This is a genomic window from Streptomyces sp. AC627_RSS907, from assembly GCF_019049165.1.
In genome coordinates, this window is sequence record NZ_JAGMUE010000037.1 from 12754 (window position 1) to 30012 (window position 17259).

Below are 17259 nucleotides of genomic sequence, written 5' to 3' on the forward strand. Positions count from 1 at the left end.
CCTCCGTGTGCGTGGCAGGATGGACAACCGGCCGTCTGCGCTCGGCAGTTCAGGTGGCCGGGCAGGGCGGGGGACCTGGGAAGGGGAAGTCTGTGAACGGCCTCAGCAAGGGCATTGGAAAGGTCGAGATCGCGCTGCGGTGGGATCCGAGTCCGGCGGGCGAGCCGCCCGCCGACCTGGACATCGTCGCCGGGACCTACGCGGCGGGCGATCCGTACGGTGCTCCCTCCTATGTGGTGCACTTCGACAGCCGCTCCCCCGACGGCACCATCTATCTCAACCGGGACAGCCGGGACGGCAAGGGCTTCGGCTTCGACGAGGTCATGACGCTGGAGCTGGAGCGGCTCGACGCCCGGTACGCGCGCGTGGTGGTGGGCGTCGCCATCCAGCAGCGCTCCGAGGAGCGGACCTTCGGGTCCGTGGCCAACCCGGGCCTGCGCATCCGGGAGGGCCACACCGATCTGGCCACGGACGATTTCGCCGGTGTCCTGGGCGCGACGGCGGCGACGGTCGCGGAGTTCGTCCGCGACGAGAGCGGGGCGTGGGAGTTCCGCGGCGGCGTGCACGGCTTCGACGGCGACCCGGCCGCGTTCGCCGCCACGATGGGCTCGGCACACCGGCCCTGAACGGCACCCCGGCGCATGAGTCCGGAGCACGGCACCACCGCATGAGTAAGGGGCGTCCGCCAGGGCGGACGCCCCTTACTCAACTCATCCGGCTGAGCGTCAGCTGCAGCCGCTGGTCGAGCCGCAGCCCTCGCAGATGTAGCAGGAACCGGCTCGCTGCATCTTCGTGCCGCAGGAGAAGCACAGCGGGGCGTCGGCCTGGATGCCCAGCTGCATCTCCACCAGCTCGGCGCTGGTGTGCGCCTGCTGCGGAGCGGGCTTGGCCGCCTCGGCCTCGGCCTTCGGCGTGACGACGGCCTTCAGTTCCTGGGTGCGCGGCGCCGACTGGGCCAGGCCCTCGACGTCGAGCTCGTCGTCGGCCGGCTCGTACGAGCCGGTCTCCAGGTGGCGCTGGCGCTCCTCGGCGGAGTGGATGCCGAGCGCGGAGCGCGTCTCGAAGGGCAGGAAGTCCAGCGCCAGGCGGCGGAAGATGTAGTCGACGATCGACTGCGCCATCCGCACGTCCGGGTCGTCCGTCATGCCGGCCGGCTCGAAACGCATGTTCGTGAACTTCGAGACGTACGTCTCCAGCGGCACCCCGTACTGAAGGCCGACGGAGACCGCGATGGAGAAGGCGTCCATCATGCCCGCGAGCGTCGAGCCCTGCTTGGACATCTTCAGGAAGACCTCGCCGAGACCGTCGTCCGGGTAGGAGTTGGCAGTCATGTAGCCTTCGGCGCCGCCGACCGTGAAGGACGTGGTGATACCGGGACGCCCCTTCGGGAGACGCTTGCGGACCGGGCGGTACTCGACGACCTTCTCGACCGTCTCGCGGATGGCGGCCTCCGCCTTCGCCGTGACGGCGTCCGTCGCGGACTTCTCCTTCTCCTTGGTCTTGGCGGAGAGGGGCTGGCCGACCTTGCAGTTGTCGCGGTAGATGGCGAGCGCCTTGACGCCCATCTTCCACGCCTCGAAGTAGACCTCCTCGACGTCCTCGACGGTCGCCGACTCCGGCAGGTTCACCGTCTTGGAGAGGGCGCCGGAGATCCACGGCTGGATGGCGGCCATCATGCGGACGTGGCCCATCGCGGAGATGGAGCGCTCGCCCATGGCGCAGTCGAACACCTCGTAGTGCTCGTGCTTGAGGCCGGGGGCGTCGATCACATTGCCGTGCTCGGCGATGTGGGCGACGATCGCCTCGATCTGCTCCTCCTGGTAGCCCAGGCGGCGCAGGGCCTGCGGGACGGTGCCGTTGACGATCTGCATCGAACCGCCGCCGACCAGCTTCTTGAACTTGACCAGGGCGAGGTCGGGCTCGAGGCCGGTGGTGTCGCAGGACATCGCCAGACCGATGGTGCCGGTCGGGGCGATGACGGAGGCCTGGGAGTTGCGGAAGCCGTTCTTCTCGCCGAGGCGCAGCACGTCCTGCCAGGCCTCGGTGGCGGCGGCCCAGATCGGCGTGTCCAGGTCGTCCATGCGGACGGCCTTGGCGTTCTCGTCGGAGTGCTGCTTCATGACCCTGAGGTGCGGCTGCGCGTTGCGGGCGTAGCCGTCGTACGGGCCGACGATCGCGGCGAGCTCGGCGGAGCGCTTGTACGACGTACCGGTCATCAGGGAGGTGATGGCGCCGGCCAGGGCGCGGCCGCCGTCGGAGTCGTACGCGTGGCCGGTCGCCATCAGCAGGGCGCCGAGGTTGGCGTAGCCGATGCCGAGCTGGCGGAAGGCGCGGGTGTTCTCACCGATCTTCTGGGTCGGGAAGTCCGCGAAGCAGATGGAGATGTCCATCGCGGTGATGACGAGCTCGACGACCTTCGCGAAGCGCTCGACGTCGAAGGACTGGTTGCCCTTGCCGTCGTCCTTCAGGAACTTCATCAGGTTCAGCGAGGCGAGGTTGCAGGACGTGTTGTCCAGGTGCATGTACTCGCTGCAGGGGTTCGAGCCGTTGATACGGCCGGACTCCGGGCAGGTGTGCCAGTGGTTGATGGTGTCGTCGTACTGGATGCCCGGGTCGGCACAGGCCCAGGCGGCCTCGGCCATCTTGCGGAAGAGCGCCTTGGCGTCGACCTCCTCGATGACCTCACCGGTCATGCGGGACGTCAGGCCGAACTTGCCGCCCTCCTGGACGGCCTTCATGAACGTGTCGTTCACGCGGACCGAGTTGTTGGCGTTCTGGTACTGGACGGACGTGATGTCGTCGCCGCCCAGGTCCATGTCGAAGCCCGCGTCGCGCAGGGCGCGGATCTTCTCCTCCTCCTTGACCTTGGTCTCGATGAAGTCCTCGATGTCGGGGTGGTCGACGTCGAGGATGACCATCTTGGCGGCGCGGCGCGTGGCGCCACCGGACTTGATCGTGCCGGCGGAGGCGTCGGCACCGCGCATGAAGGAGACCGGGCCGGAGGCGTTGCCGCCGGAGGAGAGCAACTCCTTGGAGGAGCGGATCCGGGAGAGGTTCAGGCCGGCGCCCGAGCCGCCCTTGAAGATCATGCCCTCTTCCTTGTACCAGTCGAGGATCGACTCCATGGAGTCGTCGACGGACAGGATGAAGCAGGCGGAGACCTGCTGCGGCTGGGGGGTGCCGACGTTGAACCAGACGGGGCTGTTGAAGCTGAAGATCTGGTGCAGGAGGGCGTAGGCGAGCTCGTGCTCGAAGATCTCGGCGTCGGCGGGCGAGGCGAAGTACCTGTGGTCCTCACCGGCCTTCCGGTACGTCTTCACGATGCGGTCGATCAGCTGCTTGAGGCTGGTCTCGCGCTGCGGGGTGCCGACAGCCCCGCGGAAGTACTTGCTGGTGACGATGTTGACCGCGTTCACCGACCAGAAGTCGGGGAACTCGACGCCGCGCTGCTCGAAGTTGATCGAGCCGTCGCGCCAGTTGGTCATGACGACGTCACGGCGCTCCCAGGCCACCTCGTCGTAGGGGTGGACCCCCGGGGTGGTGTGGACGCGCTCGACACGGAGCCCCTTGCCCGCCTTGCTGCCCTTGGCGCGGGAACTCCGTGCCGGACCGCTCGCCGTCTCTGTCATGCCGCCTCCCTGTACGGGCGAAAACGCCCTGAAGTGCCCCGATTGTTCCCGTGGCACGGTGTTCTGTCTGATGTCGCGGGCATCTCTCGCTCCGCCCGCGACAGGTCTTTCTCTCGCCGCCGTCCGGCCGGGCCCGGGCGCCGAAGTCCGGGTCCGGCCCGCCGGTCAGTCGGCGGCGCCTGCGGGCTCGGGGACGTGCGCCGTCCCCGTGGCTCCGCGGCCGTCTTCCTGGCTCCCCGCGTCGGCCTCGTCGCCGTCGCCGCCGGGACGCCCCGTCGCCTCCCTGAGCTCCACGATCGCGGCCTCGAAGTCCTCGAGCGAGTCGAACGCCCGGTAGACGGAGGCGAATCGCAGATAGGCGACGAGGTCGAGTTCCTGGAGCGGACCGAGTATGGCCAGCCCCACGTCATGGGTGGTCAGCTCGGCGCTCCCGGTGGCCCGCACCGCCTCCTCGACCCGCTGGCCGAGCTGGGCGAGCGCGTCCTCGGTGACGGGCCGGCCCTGGCAGGCCTTGCGCACACCGTTGATGATCTTGGTGCGGCTGAACGGTTCGGTGACCCCGGACCGCTTGACCACCATGAGCGAGCACGTCTCCACGGTCGTGAAACGACGGGAGCAGTCGGGGCACTGGCGGCGCCTGCGGATCGACGTGCCGTCGTCGGTCGTGCGACTGTCGACGACCCGGCTGTCGGGGTGCCTGCAGAAGGGGCAGTGCATGAACTCCCAACCCTCCTCACAGCAGACTCGATAGCCCCACGAGGCCCTTCAGGCCCCTCGAAGCAGCCCCCAGCATAGGCGATCGCGGCGGGGTCCTGGACCCGGGGGACCACAACTTGTGGGCCGCTGCCGCAATCCAACCACTAGATGTGGGGATCGGCTCACACTTTCACACCCTGCACGCGTGTCGCACCCGTGCGTACAGGAACCGGCCGTGGCCGGACGGTGCCCGTGCGTGCGGCCACCGTCCGGCCACGACGTCGCGGCGGGCGGGCGGGCGCACGGCCGCACCCTGCGGGACATGCGGAGATACGGTGGGCGCCGCGGGGAGGGGCCGTGGGACTACCGCATAGACGGGGAACCGGCCCCGCCGGACGGGATGCCGGATGGCAGACTGGGGCGGCACCCCGGGGTCGTCACCGCGGCGGTGAAGAGTACAGCAATGGGCCCTTTTGTCCGTCAGGCGCCGCGGTAGCTATACACCCAGATACGCAATCCAGGTCGACAATCCGCGATTTTTCACTCGAACGTGTGTTTGGCGCAACCTTTCGAAAGCTACTACCGTTGTGCAGCAGGGAGACCATCGAGAGGGGCCGACGTGACCACCACCGCCGACAGTGCCACCATCACTGCCCAGGACCGCCCCCAGGGCCGACCTGAGCCGATGCACGCCGTGAGCGACGCCGCGAATCCCGAGGGGCACAAGCGCTCCCTGCCGGGCCGACCTCCCGGCATCCGGGCTGACAGCTCCGGGCTCACCGACCGTCAGCGGCGGGTGATCGAGGTCATCCGGGACTCCGTGCAGCGGCGCGGATACCCGCCGTCGATGCGTGAGATCGGCCAGGCCGTCGGCCTCTCCAGCACCTCCTCGGTCGCCCACCAGCTGATGGCGCTGGAGCGCAAGGGCTTCCTGCGCCGCGACCCGCACCGCCCGCGCGCCTACGAGGTACGGGGCTCGGACCAGGCCGCCTCCGTGCAGCCCACGGACACCGCAGGCAAGCCTGCGGCCTCGTACGTCCCGCTCGTCGGGCGCATCGCCGCCGGTGGCCCGATCCTCGCCGAGGAGTCCGTCGAGGACGTCTTCCCCCTGCCCCGGCAGCTGGTCGGCGACGGCGAGCTGTTCGTGCTGAAGGTCGTCGGCGACTCGATGATCGAGGCGGCCATCTGCGACGGCGACTGGGTCACGGTCCGCCGCCAGCCCGTCGCCGAGAACGGCGACATCGTGGCCGCGATGCTCGACGGCGAGGCCACCGTCAAGCGCTTCAAGCGCGAGGACGGCCACGTCTGGCTCCTTCCGCACAACGCGGCGTACGAGCCGATCCCCGGTGACGACGCGACCATCCTCGGCAAGGTGGTGGCTGTACTGCGCCGCGTCTGAGCGCCACGGCGGGCGGGCGCGCCACGACAGCGACCCGCCGACCCGACCGGGCCCCGGAACCTCTGCGCCGGTTCCGGGGCCCTGCGCTGTGCGGAGCCCGGGGGCCGACAGAGCGCGGGCCCGGGGGCCGACAGAGCGCGGGCGGGGGCCCTCACCGAGGAAGGTGGAGGCCCTCGCCGCTCAGGCGTCCTCCGTCTGCCGCGCCGCGGCGTCGATCGCGGCGAGCGACCTGCGGACCTGGTTGCGGTCCGTGGTGAACCAGAAGTCGGGCAGGGACGCCTTCAGGTAACTCCCGTACCGGGCTGTCGCCAGCCGTTGATCCAGTACGGCGACCACCCCGCGGTCGCCCGACGCCCGTACGAGACGGCCGGCGCCCTGGGCCATCAGCAGCGCGGCGTGCGTGGCGGCGACCGCCATGAAGCCGTTGCCGCCGGCCTCCTCCACCGCCTTCTGGCGGGCGCTCATCAAGGGGTCGTCGGGGCGCGGGAACGGGATCTTGTCCATGACGACCAGCTGACAGCTCGGCCCGGGGACGTCGACGCCCTGCCACAGCGACAGCGTGCCGAAGAGGCAGGTCTTCGGATCGGCGGCGAAGTTCTTGATCAGCTCACCGAGCGTCTCCTCGCCCTGGAGCAGGATCGGGTACTCCGGGATGCGGGAGCGCAGCTCCTCCGCGGCCAGCTGGGCCGCGCGCATCGAGGAGAACAGCCCCAGTGTGCGACCACCCGCCGCCTGGATCAATTCCGTGAGCTCGTCGAGCATGTCGCCGCGGTCGCCGTCACGGGCCGGGCGAGCCAGGTGCTTGGCGACGTAGAGGATGCCCTGCTTGCGGTAGTCGAAGGGCGAGCCCACGTCGACGCCCTTCCACTGGGGCACGTCGTCGCCCTCGGTGCCCTCGGGGGCAAGGCCCAGCGAGGCACCGACGCCGTTGAAGTCGCCGCCGAGTTTCAGGGTCGCGGAGGTCAGGACGACCGAGCGGTCGGTGAAGAGCTTCTCGCGCAGCAGGCCCGAGACGGACAGGGGGGCGACGCGCAGCGAGGCGCCGAACCGGTCGTGTCGCTCGTACCAGACGACGTCCCACTCGGAGCCGTGCGTGATCCGCTCCGCCACGTCGTGGACGGACTCCACGGAGGCCAGCGCCTGCTTGCGGACCGCGTCCTCGTCCTGCACGGACTTGTCACGGGTCGACCCGATCGCGGAGATGACCGTACGGCACGCGTCGCGCAGCGCCGTCAGCGCGTAGCCGAGGTCTTCCGGGACCTCCTCCAGGCGGCCGGGCAGCGCCAGCTCCATCAGCCGCTCGAAGCCCTCCGCCGCGGTCTGGAGCTGGTCCGCGGCCTTCTCGTTGACCAACTTCGCGGCCCGTCGCACCGCCCGGTTGACCTGGCCGGGGGTGAGCTCGCCGGTGGCCACCCCGGTGACCCGGGAGACCAGCTCGTGCGCCTCGTCGACGATCAGCACCTCGTGCTGCGGCAGCACGGGAGCGCCCTCGATGGCGTCGATCGCGAGCAGCGCGTGATTGGTGACGACAACATCGGAGAGCTTGGCACGCTCGCGGGCCATCTCTGCGAAGCACTCGGCCCCGTAGGCGCACTTCGAGGCGCCCAGGCACTCCCGGGAGGAGACCGAGACCTGCGACCAGGCCCGGTCGGAGACACCGGGCGTGAGGTCGTCGCGGTCACCGGTCTCGGTCTCGTCCGCCCAGTCACGCATCCGCAGCAGGTCCTGGCCCAGCTTGCTGGTGGGGGCGGCGGCCTCGAACTGGTCGAAGAGGCCCTCCTCCTCGTCCTGCGGGACTCCCTCGTGGAGGCGGTGCAGGCACAGGTAGTTCGACCTGCCCTTGAGCATCGCGAACTCCGGACGACGGCGCAGCTGTGGATGGAGCGCGTCGACCGTGCGCGGCAGATCGCGCTCCACGAGCTGGCGCTGCAGGGCCAGGGTCGCGGTGGCCACGACGACCCGCTCCCCGTGGGCCAGCGCGGGCACGAGGTAGCCCAGCGACTTGCCGGTGCCGGTGCCGGCCTGGACCAGCAGGTGGGAACCACTGTCGATGGCTTCCTCGACGGCTTCGGCCATGGCCACCTGGCCGGGACGCTCCGTGCCGCCGACGGCGGTGACGGCGGCGTGCAGGAGTTCGGGGAGTGAGGGCTTCGTCATAGCCCGACCACCCTACGGCCCGGGACTGACATGCGGGTGCGCAAGGCGGGTGAGAGGGGTGGGAGGGGCGACGGGAGAGGCGCGGGGGACGGCCGGGACATGAGAGGCTCCTGGTCGGGTGGGCGGGCCGGCGGTGGCGAGCGGGACGGCGTGGCGCTACGTCGCCTCGGGGGAGTACCGCTCGCGGACCATGAGGGCGGCCCGCTTCGCGGGCAGGGCGACCTCGGCGGCGCACCGGAAACCGGCACCGCGGAACGCGGCGACGGACGGCGTGTTGCGGATGTCGGGTTCGGCGAGGACCCGTGTGCAGGTGGGCCGTCCGGCGAACACGAGGTCGGTGACGGCCCTGATCAGCGTGGTTCCGATGCCCTGTCCGCGGTCGGCGGCGTCGCCGATCAGGAGGTGGATGCCGGTGTCGTGCGGCCGGACGGGGCAGTACCGGGCCAGCGGGTCCAGGTCGGCCCGGTAGATCTCCCAGTAGCTCATCGGTACGCCGTCCAGGACGCCGATGCACGGGACGCTGCGCCCGTCGCCGGTCAGCTGGGCCCGCACGTGGGCCTCGGTCACGCTCTGCGGACCGGTCAGTTCCCAGAACGCGGCGACGGCGGGGTCGTTCATCCAGCGGCCGATGAGCGGAACGTCCCTTTCGGCATCGACGGGTGCCAGGCGGAACACGCCCACGGGGGTATCGGCGGGCCCCCAGTCGGCGACGCGGTCGAGCAGGTCGTCACCGCTCCGCCGCGCCGCTGTCCCGTCGGCGGTGTTCGTGTCCTTGCCGAAGAGGGCGACGAACTCCTCGGGCAGGTGGAGGTCCAGGGTGTCGTCGGCGCTCGCGTCGGTGGAAGTCACGGTGTCGCCCTTTCGGAAGACGGAGGGGGTCGGGAAGGGTCGGGGGTCGCCGTCCGCCGGCACGGGCGGGTGGGTGGCGGGCTCAGGCGTGCAGCGGGTTGGCGATGCTGACGTAGACGGACTGGGTGTCCACCGGCCCGGCAAGTTCGTCGAGGCCGTGCAGTCGGGTCAGCAGGTTGGCCTTGCAGCGCAGTACGGGCGAGTCGAGGAGGTACGTGGGCAGCGGGCTGCCCAGCGGGGCGGGGCCGGAGGCGAAGCGGCGGAGGAAACGGCGGAAGGCCGCGAGCAGCAGCCGTTCGTCGGCGAGGTGCTGGGAGCCGAAGGCGCCGATGAGACCGAGGACGTTGTTGACGGCCAGGTAGTAGGCGAAGCGCTCGTCGGTGACCTCGTCGGAGACGAACGTGTCGCTGTGCTCGCCGATGCCGGGCAGCCGGGCGTCGAGTTCCGCGCGTCGGGACTCGCGGAAGTAGTAGCCCTGGTTGTCGCGGTAGCGTCCGCCGGCGGGCCAGCCGTGGGCGTCGAGCAGGAGCAGCGTGTTCTGCTGGTGGGCCTCCAGGGCGATCCCGGCGTGGGCGTCCAGCCACAGGACGGGACGCACGACGTGGTGCAGGTACCGCAGGAACCACTCGGTGGCCACGGCTCGGCGCGGGCGGCCGGTCCGCCCGGCGAGTCGGGCGACGACCTCGGCCAGCCGGGAGGGGGCGGAGGCGGAAGCGGTGTGCCGGTCGGAACCGGCCGGCCGCACGTGGGGCCGCGGCGCGACGAGGGCGGCGACGCAGGAGACGTCGTCCGAGGGACGGAACGGGTTGTGCCGGATGACGACGTCGAGCCCGCGCACGGGCCTGCCGTCCGGTCCGTCGACGGCGAGCCAGGCCGGGTCGCGGACGATGTCGAAGTGCGGGTGGGCGGCCTGCCACTGGCGGGACAGGCCGCCGCGCAGCAGGCGGTGGACCTCCACTCCGCGGTGGAGTTCCTTGCGGAGGTTCTCCCGGCGGGAGTTGGTGATGTGCAGGGCCAGCGACAGTTTGAGCATGGCGGGCGCGCCGGTTCGGTGGACGGTCCGGAGGGACGAGGTGGCGTGCCAGGGGACGCCCTGGACGCCGAGGTCCCTGAGCAGTCCCGCGTCCAGCAGGGCCGCGGTCCGTGGCCGGTGCCGTACCGCGCGGAACTGCCAGGGGTGCAGGGGAAGGAGGGCGTATCCGTCCGGCGGCGCCGGTCCGTCCCCGGCGAGGCGTGCGGTGAGCCGCGGTGCGGCGACCGGGCGGCCGCGCTCGGTCCAGGCCGAGTCGGCGGCGAGTACGCCGGGGGCGACGGCCAGCCAGTGCAAGGGGAAGGAGCCACGCAGTTCGGGCGAGTACCGTCGCGCCTCCGCCTCGGTGAGGCCTTCGCGGCTCTTCGGGGTGGGGTGCAGTGGATGACCGAGGAGGAGTGCCTGTTCGGCGGTGAGGAAGAGGTCGGGGCCGTCGGAGAGACCGGGGCCGTCGGGTGTGCCGGAGCCGTCGGCGGGATGCTCCCCGCACCCCGGGTCCTCCCCACGCTCCCGTCGCCCCTCCCCGCGGTCGCGGAGGAAGACGGCGGTACGGCGGACGGAGTCGGCGACCCGCGCGACGAGGTCCGCGCCGTCGGGTCCCGGGGCGCCGGACGTCTCCCGGGCGAGCAGCGCGGACACTGTGACCGCGTCCACGGCCGGTGCCGGGGCGGCGGCGTGGGCCAGGCGCGGGAGGCCGAAGCGGTGCAGCCCCGTCGGGGACCAGTAGCGGACGGGAACGGCCAGGGAGGTGCCGCTGGCCGGGAGCGGCACCTGGAGGACCCCGTTGTCGGGGGCGGGTGCGTCGGTCTCGCGGGCCCAGCAGCGGATCAGGTTCTCCGCGGTCGCGGCCTGGGCCGCGCCGTACGCGTCGGAGGTGTCCACAGGGTGGGCGGGCGCGGATGCGGGTGTGGGTGCGGGTGTGGGTGCGGGCGCGGATGCGGGGACAGCGGCGGACGCCGGAACGGGCCGGGGATCGCGTTCGGCGCCGGCCATGGGCGCCGACGCGGTGACGGGTGGGGACGCGGGAGTGGTGTGCAACGCGGTTCCTCGTGACGTGCGGGGGCCTGGAGCGGATCTCAGCGCGGAGCGCGTTCCCCACGTGGCGGGGCATGGTCGCCAGTGCCTCGTCCCGCCGCCTCCACCGCTTCCACCGCGTCGGCGAGTCGGTCCAGGACCGCCCGCATCTGCTCCTCGGTGACGATCAGCGGGGGCAGGAGGCGTACGACGTTCGCGGACGGACCGACGACGTCCACGATCAGCCCCCGGCGCAGGCACTCCCGCTGTACGGCGGCGGCGGGTCCGGCTGCCCCGTGCACACCGTCGGGCGCCACCAGCTCGATGCCGATCATCAGCCCCCGCCCCCGCACGTCAGCGACGCACCGGAACTCCTCGGCCAGGGCGCGCAGTCGGGTCAGTACCCGGGCCCCCAGTGCGGCGGCGTGTTCGGCGAGGCGGTGCTCGCGGACGTGGGCGAGGGTCGCCGCGCCCGCGGCCAGGGCGAGTTGGTTGCCGCGGAAGGCGCCGGAGTCGGGCTGCCCGGGGTCCAGATCGTCGCGGTGCACGACGGCGGCCAACGGCAGACTGCCGCCGATCGCCTTGGAGAGGACCAGCACGTCCGGGGTGACTCCGCTGTGTTCGACCGCCCAGAAGGCACCGGTCCACCCGACACCCGTCTCGGTCTCGTCGATGATCAGCGCGACGGACCGTTCGGCCGTGATGCCGCGCATGCGCCGCATCCAGGCATCCGGCGCGGGGAGCACCCCGCCCTCGCTCCCGACCGGTTCGAGGATCAGGCCGGCGGGCGGCGCGTCGCCGTACCGACGGTCGTCGAGAACGGACTCGGCCCATCTCCCGGCCAGTTCGGCCCCGTGCTCGCCCCCGACGCCGGACGGGCAGTGCGGGTCCTGCGGGTACGGCAGGCGCGCGAGCCGTGGGTCGCAGGCGTCCCCCGATACCGCGCACGCCTCGGCGATCGCGCGGTGGTGGGCGTCGGTGAAGGCGACCACCCGGGTCCGACCGGTGGCGGCGCGGACAAGGCCTGCGGCGGTGGCGACCGGGTCCGTCCCGGCGGGCCCGCAGAAGCGCACGCGCGCGTGGTCGGCGAGGCCGGGCGGCAGGGTGCGCAGCAACTCGGTGACGAAGGCGTCCTCGACGGGGGTGGTGAGGTCCATGACCTGCAAGGGGGCACCGGAGTCGAGGACCTTGCGGATCGCCTCCAGTACGACCGGGTGGTTGTGCCCCAGGGCCAGTGTCCCCGCGCCCGAGACGCAGTCCAGGTAGCGGCGGCCGTCGGCGCCCTCGATGGTGAGACCCCGAGCCCGGACCGGCACCACCGGCAGGGCGCGCGCGTAGGTGCGGGCCGCGGCTTCTCGCGCCGGCGGGCGCTTCGGGGCGCCCCCTTGCGCGGCGTGCGCCCGCGCGGACGCCTCGCCCACGAGCCTCTTCTGCGCGGTGGGCCCGACGCTCCCGTCCTCGGACGCACACACCCCGCACGCGGATTCCGTCACGGCTCCGACCTCCCGCTGTCCAGAGGCGCCCGACGTGTCGGGGCGCGCTCGGCACGGGGACTGCACCCGGACGGCAGGCCCCCCACCGCTACCAACCGCGCGCCGGTCACCGGGTTACGGGTTCGCCTGAAGATCGTTGCCGGGTCGGCGCGGGCGTCGCCCCGTCCGCGCCCGTGCCGCGGCGGTCCGGGTCGTTCGGGGCCGCGCGCGTGCGGTGTGCCAGGTCAGACGGCTGTATCCGAACCGTTGCCGTTCCATCGGAACTCCCCCACAGCGAACGAATAGTGTGTGGTGCCGTCCCCGGGTGCCGTGAGCTCCGGATGGCCCCGCGCACCGAGACGGGGCCGGCGCAGGGCCACGGCAGGGGCACCACGTTCGTTCACAGCAGGGGGAGTCAGCACCATGCGATCCATACGGCCGTCGTTCACCATGCGCGGGCACCGACACGGGCGGCGCGGAACCTCCGCCGTGCCCGTCGCCGTGGCGCTCGTCTCGGCGCTCGCGCTCACCGCCACCGCCTGCGAGTCGGGCGACGCCGAGGCCGGCGGTGACGCCTCCGCGTCCGCCGCGGACGACGGCAACGGCGGCATCCGGATCCCGGACCACCTCAAGGACGAGCTCAAGGAACACGGGATCGACGTCGACGAGTGGAAGAACGGGGCCTGGAAGAACTGGAACAAGGACGACTGGCTGCGCGAGGCGCAGGACTTCGTCAACCCGATCATCGAGGACCTGTGGGACCCGGACCGGATGCGGGAGGCCGAGGAGCCGGACCAGGAGGTCGACGGCGGCGACCTCTCCGGTGACCAGGGCGTGACCGACCCGGAGCCGCAGCCGGTGCAGGCGCAGGCCGTGCCGCCCAAGTACCACGACAGCGCCGCCACCGCGGGCAAGCTGCTCTTCGACTCCCCCAAGGGTTCGATGGTCTGCTCGGCGACCGTGGTGAAGGACCCGGCCAACCCCGGCAAGTCCAACCTGGTGTGGACGGCCGGCCACTGCGTGCACGCGGGCAAGAAGGGCGGCTGGTACCGCAACATCGCCTTCGTGCCGTCGTACAACGACTCCGGCAAGTCGACCGCGGAGTTGCAGGACGCCACCAAGGAAGAGGTCGCTCCCTACGGTGTGTGGTGGGGCGACTGGGCGCAGACCTCGGACCAGTGGATCGAGCAGGGCGGCGCGACGGGCGGTGACGGTGCGTCGTACGACTACGCCGTCATCCATGTGACGCCGGAGAAGGGCAGTGACGGCAAGTCGCTTGAGGAGACGGTCGGCTCGGCGGTTCCGGTGGACTTCGCCGCTCCCGCCGTGCCGCAGGTCAAGAGCATCAAGGCGACCGGCTACCCGGCCGCGCCGCCGTACGACGGCCAGAAGCTCTACCAGTGCGAGGACAAGCCCGGGCGGCTGTCGATCAACGCCTCCGACCCGACGATGTACCGCATCGGCTGCACCATGACCGGTGGCTCGTCCGGCGGCGGCTGGATCGCCGCCGGCTCCGACGGCAAGCCGGCGCTGGTGTCCAACACGTCGATCGGCCCGGTGACGGCCGGCTGGCTGGCGGGTCCGCGGCTGGGCGAGGAGGCCAAGGGCGTGTTCGACGCGGTGAGCGACAAGTTCGCCGGCCAGTGACGGTGAGCTGAACACCGCGCTCAGCTCAAGGACGGTGGGCGCCGGGTGGACGACGCCGGCGTCCCACCGCGACCTCCCTGACATGGGCACGGTTCACGTTCCGTACGGGGGTCGGCAACGTGAACCGGACGTACGCCGGGCAGTGACACGCACGCGCCGAGGGCCCGCCCCCCGCATGCACGCAGGGGGCGGGCCCTCGGTCGTCGCCGTATGTCTCTCAGGCGAGCGGCGCCGGAACGTACGGCGTGAGCTCCGCCGCCAGTTCCTCGTGCACCCGCACCTTGATCAGGGTGCCCTCCGGGGTGTGCTCCTCGGAGATCACCTCGCCCTCGTCATGGGCGCGGGCGACCAGCTTGCCCTGGGTGTAGGGCACGAGCGCCTCGATCTCGACCGACGGGTGCGGCAGGTCCTTGTCGATCAGCGCGAGCAGCTCGTCGATGCCCTTGCCGGTGCGGGCGGAGACCGCGAGGGAGCGCTTCTCCACCCGCAGCAGCCGCTGGAGCACCAGCGGGTCGGCCATGTCGGCCTTGTTGATCACGACGATCTCGGGCACGTCGGTGGCGCCGACGTCCCTGATCACCTCACGCACGGCGGCCAGCTGCTCCTCCGGAGCCGGGTGCGAACCGTCCACCACGTGGAGGATCAGGTCGGAGTCGCCGACCTCCTCCATCGTGGAGCGGAACGCCTCGACCAGGTGGTGCGGCAGGTGCCGGACGAAGCCGACGGTGTCCGCCAGGGTGTACAGGCGGCCGCTGGGTGTCTCGGCGCGGCGCACGGTCGGGTCCAGGGTGGCGAACAGCGCGTTCTCCACCAGTACGCCCGCGCCGGTGAGGCGGTTGAGCAGCGAGGACTTGCCCGCGTTGGTGTAGCCCGCGATGGCGACGGACGGCACCTTGTTGCGCCTGCGTTCCTGGCGCTTGATCTCGCGGCCGGTCTTCATCTCCGCGATCTCCCGGCGCATCTTCGCCATCTTCTCGCGGATCCGGCGCCGGTCCGTCTCGATCTTGGTCTCACCGGGACCACGGGTGGCGAGACCGCCGCCCTTGCCGCCGCCCATCTGGCGGGACAGCGACTGACCCCAGCCGCGCAGCCGCGGCAGCATGTACTGCATCTGCGCGAGCGCGACCTGCGCCTTGCCCTCTCGGGACTTGGCGTGCTGGGCGAAGATGTCCAGGATCAGGGCCGTACGGTCGATGACCTTGACCTTGACGACGTCCTCGAGGTGGATCAGCTGGCCGGGGCTGAGCTCACCGTCGCAGATGACGGTGTCGGCGCCCGTGTCGAGGACGACGTCCCGCAGCTCCTGGGCCTTGCCGGAGCCGATGTAGGTGGCGGCGTCGGGCTTGTCGCGGCGCTGGATGACGCCGTCGAGCACGAGCGCGCCCGCGGTCTCCGCGAGAGCGGCCAGCTCGGCGAGGGAGTTCTCCGCGTCCTGCACCGTGCCGGAGGTCCAGACGCCGACGAGGACGACCCGCTCCAGACGGAGCTGGCGGTACTCGACCTCGGTGACGTCCTCGAGCTCGGTGGAGAGGCCCGCCACCCGGCGCAGAGCCGCGCGGTCGGAGCGGTCGAACTGCTCGCCGTCCCACTCCGAGTCGATGTCGTGGCTCCAGGCGACGTCCTCTTCCATCAGGGCATCGGCCCGAAGGCCCTCGGGGTAGGTCTGCGCGAGACGCTTGGTGTCCTGGGAGGGGGAAGAAGAGGAGGTCATTGGATCCTTACGTAGCTGGGAATCGAGTCGCGCGGCGCTACACCGTCGCACTTGTCACAACGCGTGAGCCGCCGGGGAGATTCCCGCGGCCCGTGCCGCGCCGTCCCGAAGATGGTCGCACGACACGAGCCGTCTCGTCACCGGCTTATTCCCCGTGTGCCTTCCCGCTGCCGGCTGCGGGCGCCGGACCGGTCGCCGTCGGCTTCCAGTCCGGGTGGCCGGGCATCGGCGGGGTCTTCTCGTCGTACAGCCAGGCCTGGAGGAAGCCGCCCAGGTCACGGCCGGAGATCTCCGAGGCCAGCCGGACGAAGTCGGAGGTGGTCGCCGTGCCGTCCCGGTGGCGGCCGACCCAGGCTCGTTCGAGACGTTCGAAGGCGGCGTGGCCGATCTCCTGGCGCAGGGCGTAGAGGACGAGCGCGGCGCCGTCGTAGACGTTGGAGCGGAAGATACCGGTCCGGGTGCCGGGCGCGGGCGGCTCGGGGGCGGCCGGCGGCCCGGCCTCCGCACGCCAGCGGTCGGAGGCCCCGTAGGCGGCCTTCATCCGCGCGGCGAGGGACTTGCCGGCGGTCTCCTCCGCGTAGAGGGCCTCGTACCAGGTGGCGTGTCCCTCGTTGAGCCACAGGTCGGACCAGGTGCCCGGGCTGACACTGTTGCCGAACCACTGGTGGGCCAGCTCGTGCACCATGATCGACTCGATGTACCACCGGGGATGGGCGCGGTCCGCGAACAACTCCCGCTCGAAGAGGGAGAGCGTCTGGGTCTCGAGTTCGAAGCCGGTGGTGGCGTCGGCCATGAGCAGGCCGTACGTCTCGAAGGGGTAGCGCCCGACCTTGTTCTCCATCCAGGTGATCTGGGCGGGCGTCTTCCTCAGCCACGGTTCGAGCGCCGCGCGGTGTTTCGTCGGGACGACGTCGCGCAGGGGCAGTCCGTGCGGGCCGGTGCGGTGCAGCACGGTGGAGCGGCCGATGGACACCTGGGCGAGCTCGGTGGCCATCGGGTGTTCGGTCCGGTACGTCCAGGTGGTCGTACCTCCGGCCCGGTCCACGTCCGTCGGCAGGCCGCTCGCCACGACGGTGAGCCCGTCGGGTGCGGTGACGCTGACGGTGAACCATGCCTTGTCGGATGGGTGGTCGTTGCAGGGGAACACCAGGTGGGCGACGTCCGCCTGGTTGGCCATGGCGAGACCGTCGGCGGTGCGCACCCAGCCGCCCTGGCGGTCCTCGGGGTACACGGGGTCGCTGCTGTGCCGCACGGTGATCCGTACCCACTCGCCCTCGTCGAGCCCGTCCCCGGGCGTGACGACGAGGTCCTCGCCGGCGGTGGCGAAGGCCGCCGGCTCGCCGTCGACCTCGACGGAGTCGACCTTTCCGTGGGCGAAGTCGAGGTTGATCCGGTCCAGGTCGGCCGTCATCCGGGCGTCGAGGGTGGTGACGGCCTTCAGCGGCTCGCTGTTGCTGCCGGAGTAGTGGAAGGACAGGTCGTACGACGCCACGTCGTATCCGGGGTTGCCCAGGTGGGGGAAGAGGCGGTCGCCGACGCCCAGGGGAGTCGGCGGGGTGCTCGCGGCGACCAGGGTGGCGGAGAGGGCCGAGGCGAACAGCGCCGCGGCTCTGAGCCGACGGCGGGATCGCGCGGGGGGCGGGGAAGCCGGGGGG

Annotated in this window: 11 protein-coding genes; 3 read left to right on the forward strand and 8 right to left on the reverse strand. The window is 71.6% G+C overall.

The genetic code is table 11. The features are described from left to right. The first annotated feature begins 92 nt into the window (after positions 1-92). Positions 93-626, forward strand: coding sequence for a TerD family protein (locus KUM32_RS10760; RefSeq protein ID WP_217141616.1), 534 nt, complete (start codon positions 93-95; stop codon positions 624-626). A gap of 99 nt (positions 627-725) precedes the next feature. Here the strand turns inward: KUM32_RS10760 and KUM32_RS10765 are convergent, their stop codons facing one another. Further along, the gene (locus tag KUM32_RS10765) at positions 726-3629 is read right to left on the reverse strand and encodes a vitamin B12-dependent ribonucleotide reductase (RefSeq protein WP_217141617.1); all 2904 of its coding nucleotides are present in this window, start codon (positions 3627-3629) and stop codon (positions 726-728) included. Positions 3630-3794: 165 nt separating this feature from the next. Further along, positions 3795-4346: a transcriptional regulator NrdR gene (nrdR, locus tag KUM32_RS10770; protein ID WP_217141618.1), complete on the reverse strand. Its 552-nt coding sequence runs from the start codon at positions 4344-4346 to the stop codon at positions 3795-3797. Between the two features lie 598 nt (positions 4347-4944). Here nrdR and lexA point away from each other — a divergent pair. Then, positions 4945-5724: a transcriptional repressor LexA gene (lexA, locus tag KUM32_RS10775; RefSeq protein WP_217141619.1), complete on the forward strand. Its 780-nt coding sequence runs from the start codon at positions 4945-4947 to the stop codon at positions 5722-5724. Positions 5725-5904: 180 nt separating this feature from the next. On the opposite strand, the gene KUM32_RS10780 is transcribed toward lexA, so the two are convergent. From KUM32_RS10780 to KUM32_RS10795, 4 genes are all read right to left on the reverse strand, one after another. Continuing rightward, positions 5905-7881: an ATP-dependent DNA helicase gene (locus KUM32_RS10780; RefSeq protein WP_217141620.1), complete on the reverse strand. Its 1977-nt coding sequence runs from the start codon at positions 7879-7881 to the stop codon at positions 5905-5907. Between the two features lie 156 nt (positions 7882-8037). Further along, a complete protein-coding gene (locus KUM32_RS10785; protein ID WP_217141621.1) occupies positions 8038-8730 on the reverse strand; it encodes a GNAT family N-acetyltransferase in 693 nt (230 codons plus the stop codon). Positions 8731-8812: 82 nt separating this feature from the next. Then, positions 8813-10753 (reverse strand): IucA/IucC family siderophore biosynthesis protein, encoded by a 1941-nt coding sequence (locus KUM32_RS10790; protein WP_217141624.1) that lies wholly within the window; start codon positions 10751-10753, stop codon positions 8813-8815. Positions 10754-10836: 83 nt separating this feature from the next. Beyond that, on the reverse strand, positions 10837-12267 hold the full coding sequence (locus tag KUM32_RS10795) for an aminotransferase class III-fold pyridoxal phosphate-dependent enzyme (protein WP_374227499.1): 1431 nt from the start codon (positions 12265-12267) through the stop codon (positions 10837-10839). A 402-nt stretch (positions 12268-12669) separates the two neighbouring features. Here KUM32_RS10795 and KUM32_RS10800 point away from each other — a divergent pair, with 402 nt between their 5' ends. Beyond that, on the forward strand, positions 12670-13893 hold the full coding sequence (locus KUM32_RS10800; RefSeq protein WP_217141622.1) for a serine protease: 1224 nt from the start codon (positions 12670-12672) through the stop codon (positions 13891-13893). A 217-nt stretch (positions 13894-14110) separates the two neighbouring features. Here KUM32_RS10800 and hflX read toward each other — a convergent pair whose 3' ends face one another. Beyond that, on the reverse strand, positions 14111-15604 hold the full coding sequence (gene hflX, locus KUM32_RS10805; protein ID WP_217141623.1) for a GTPase HflX: 1494 nt from the start codon (positions 15602-15604) through the stop codon (positions 14111-14113). A 145-nt stretch (positions 15605-15749) separates the two neighbouring features. Then, on the reverse strand, positions 15750-17259 hold a 1510-nt coding region (locus KUM32_RS10810), incomplete at its 5' end, for a M1 family metallopeptidase (RefSeq protein ID WP_374227500.1).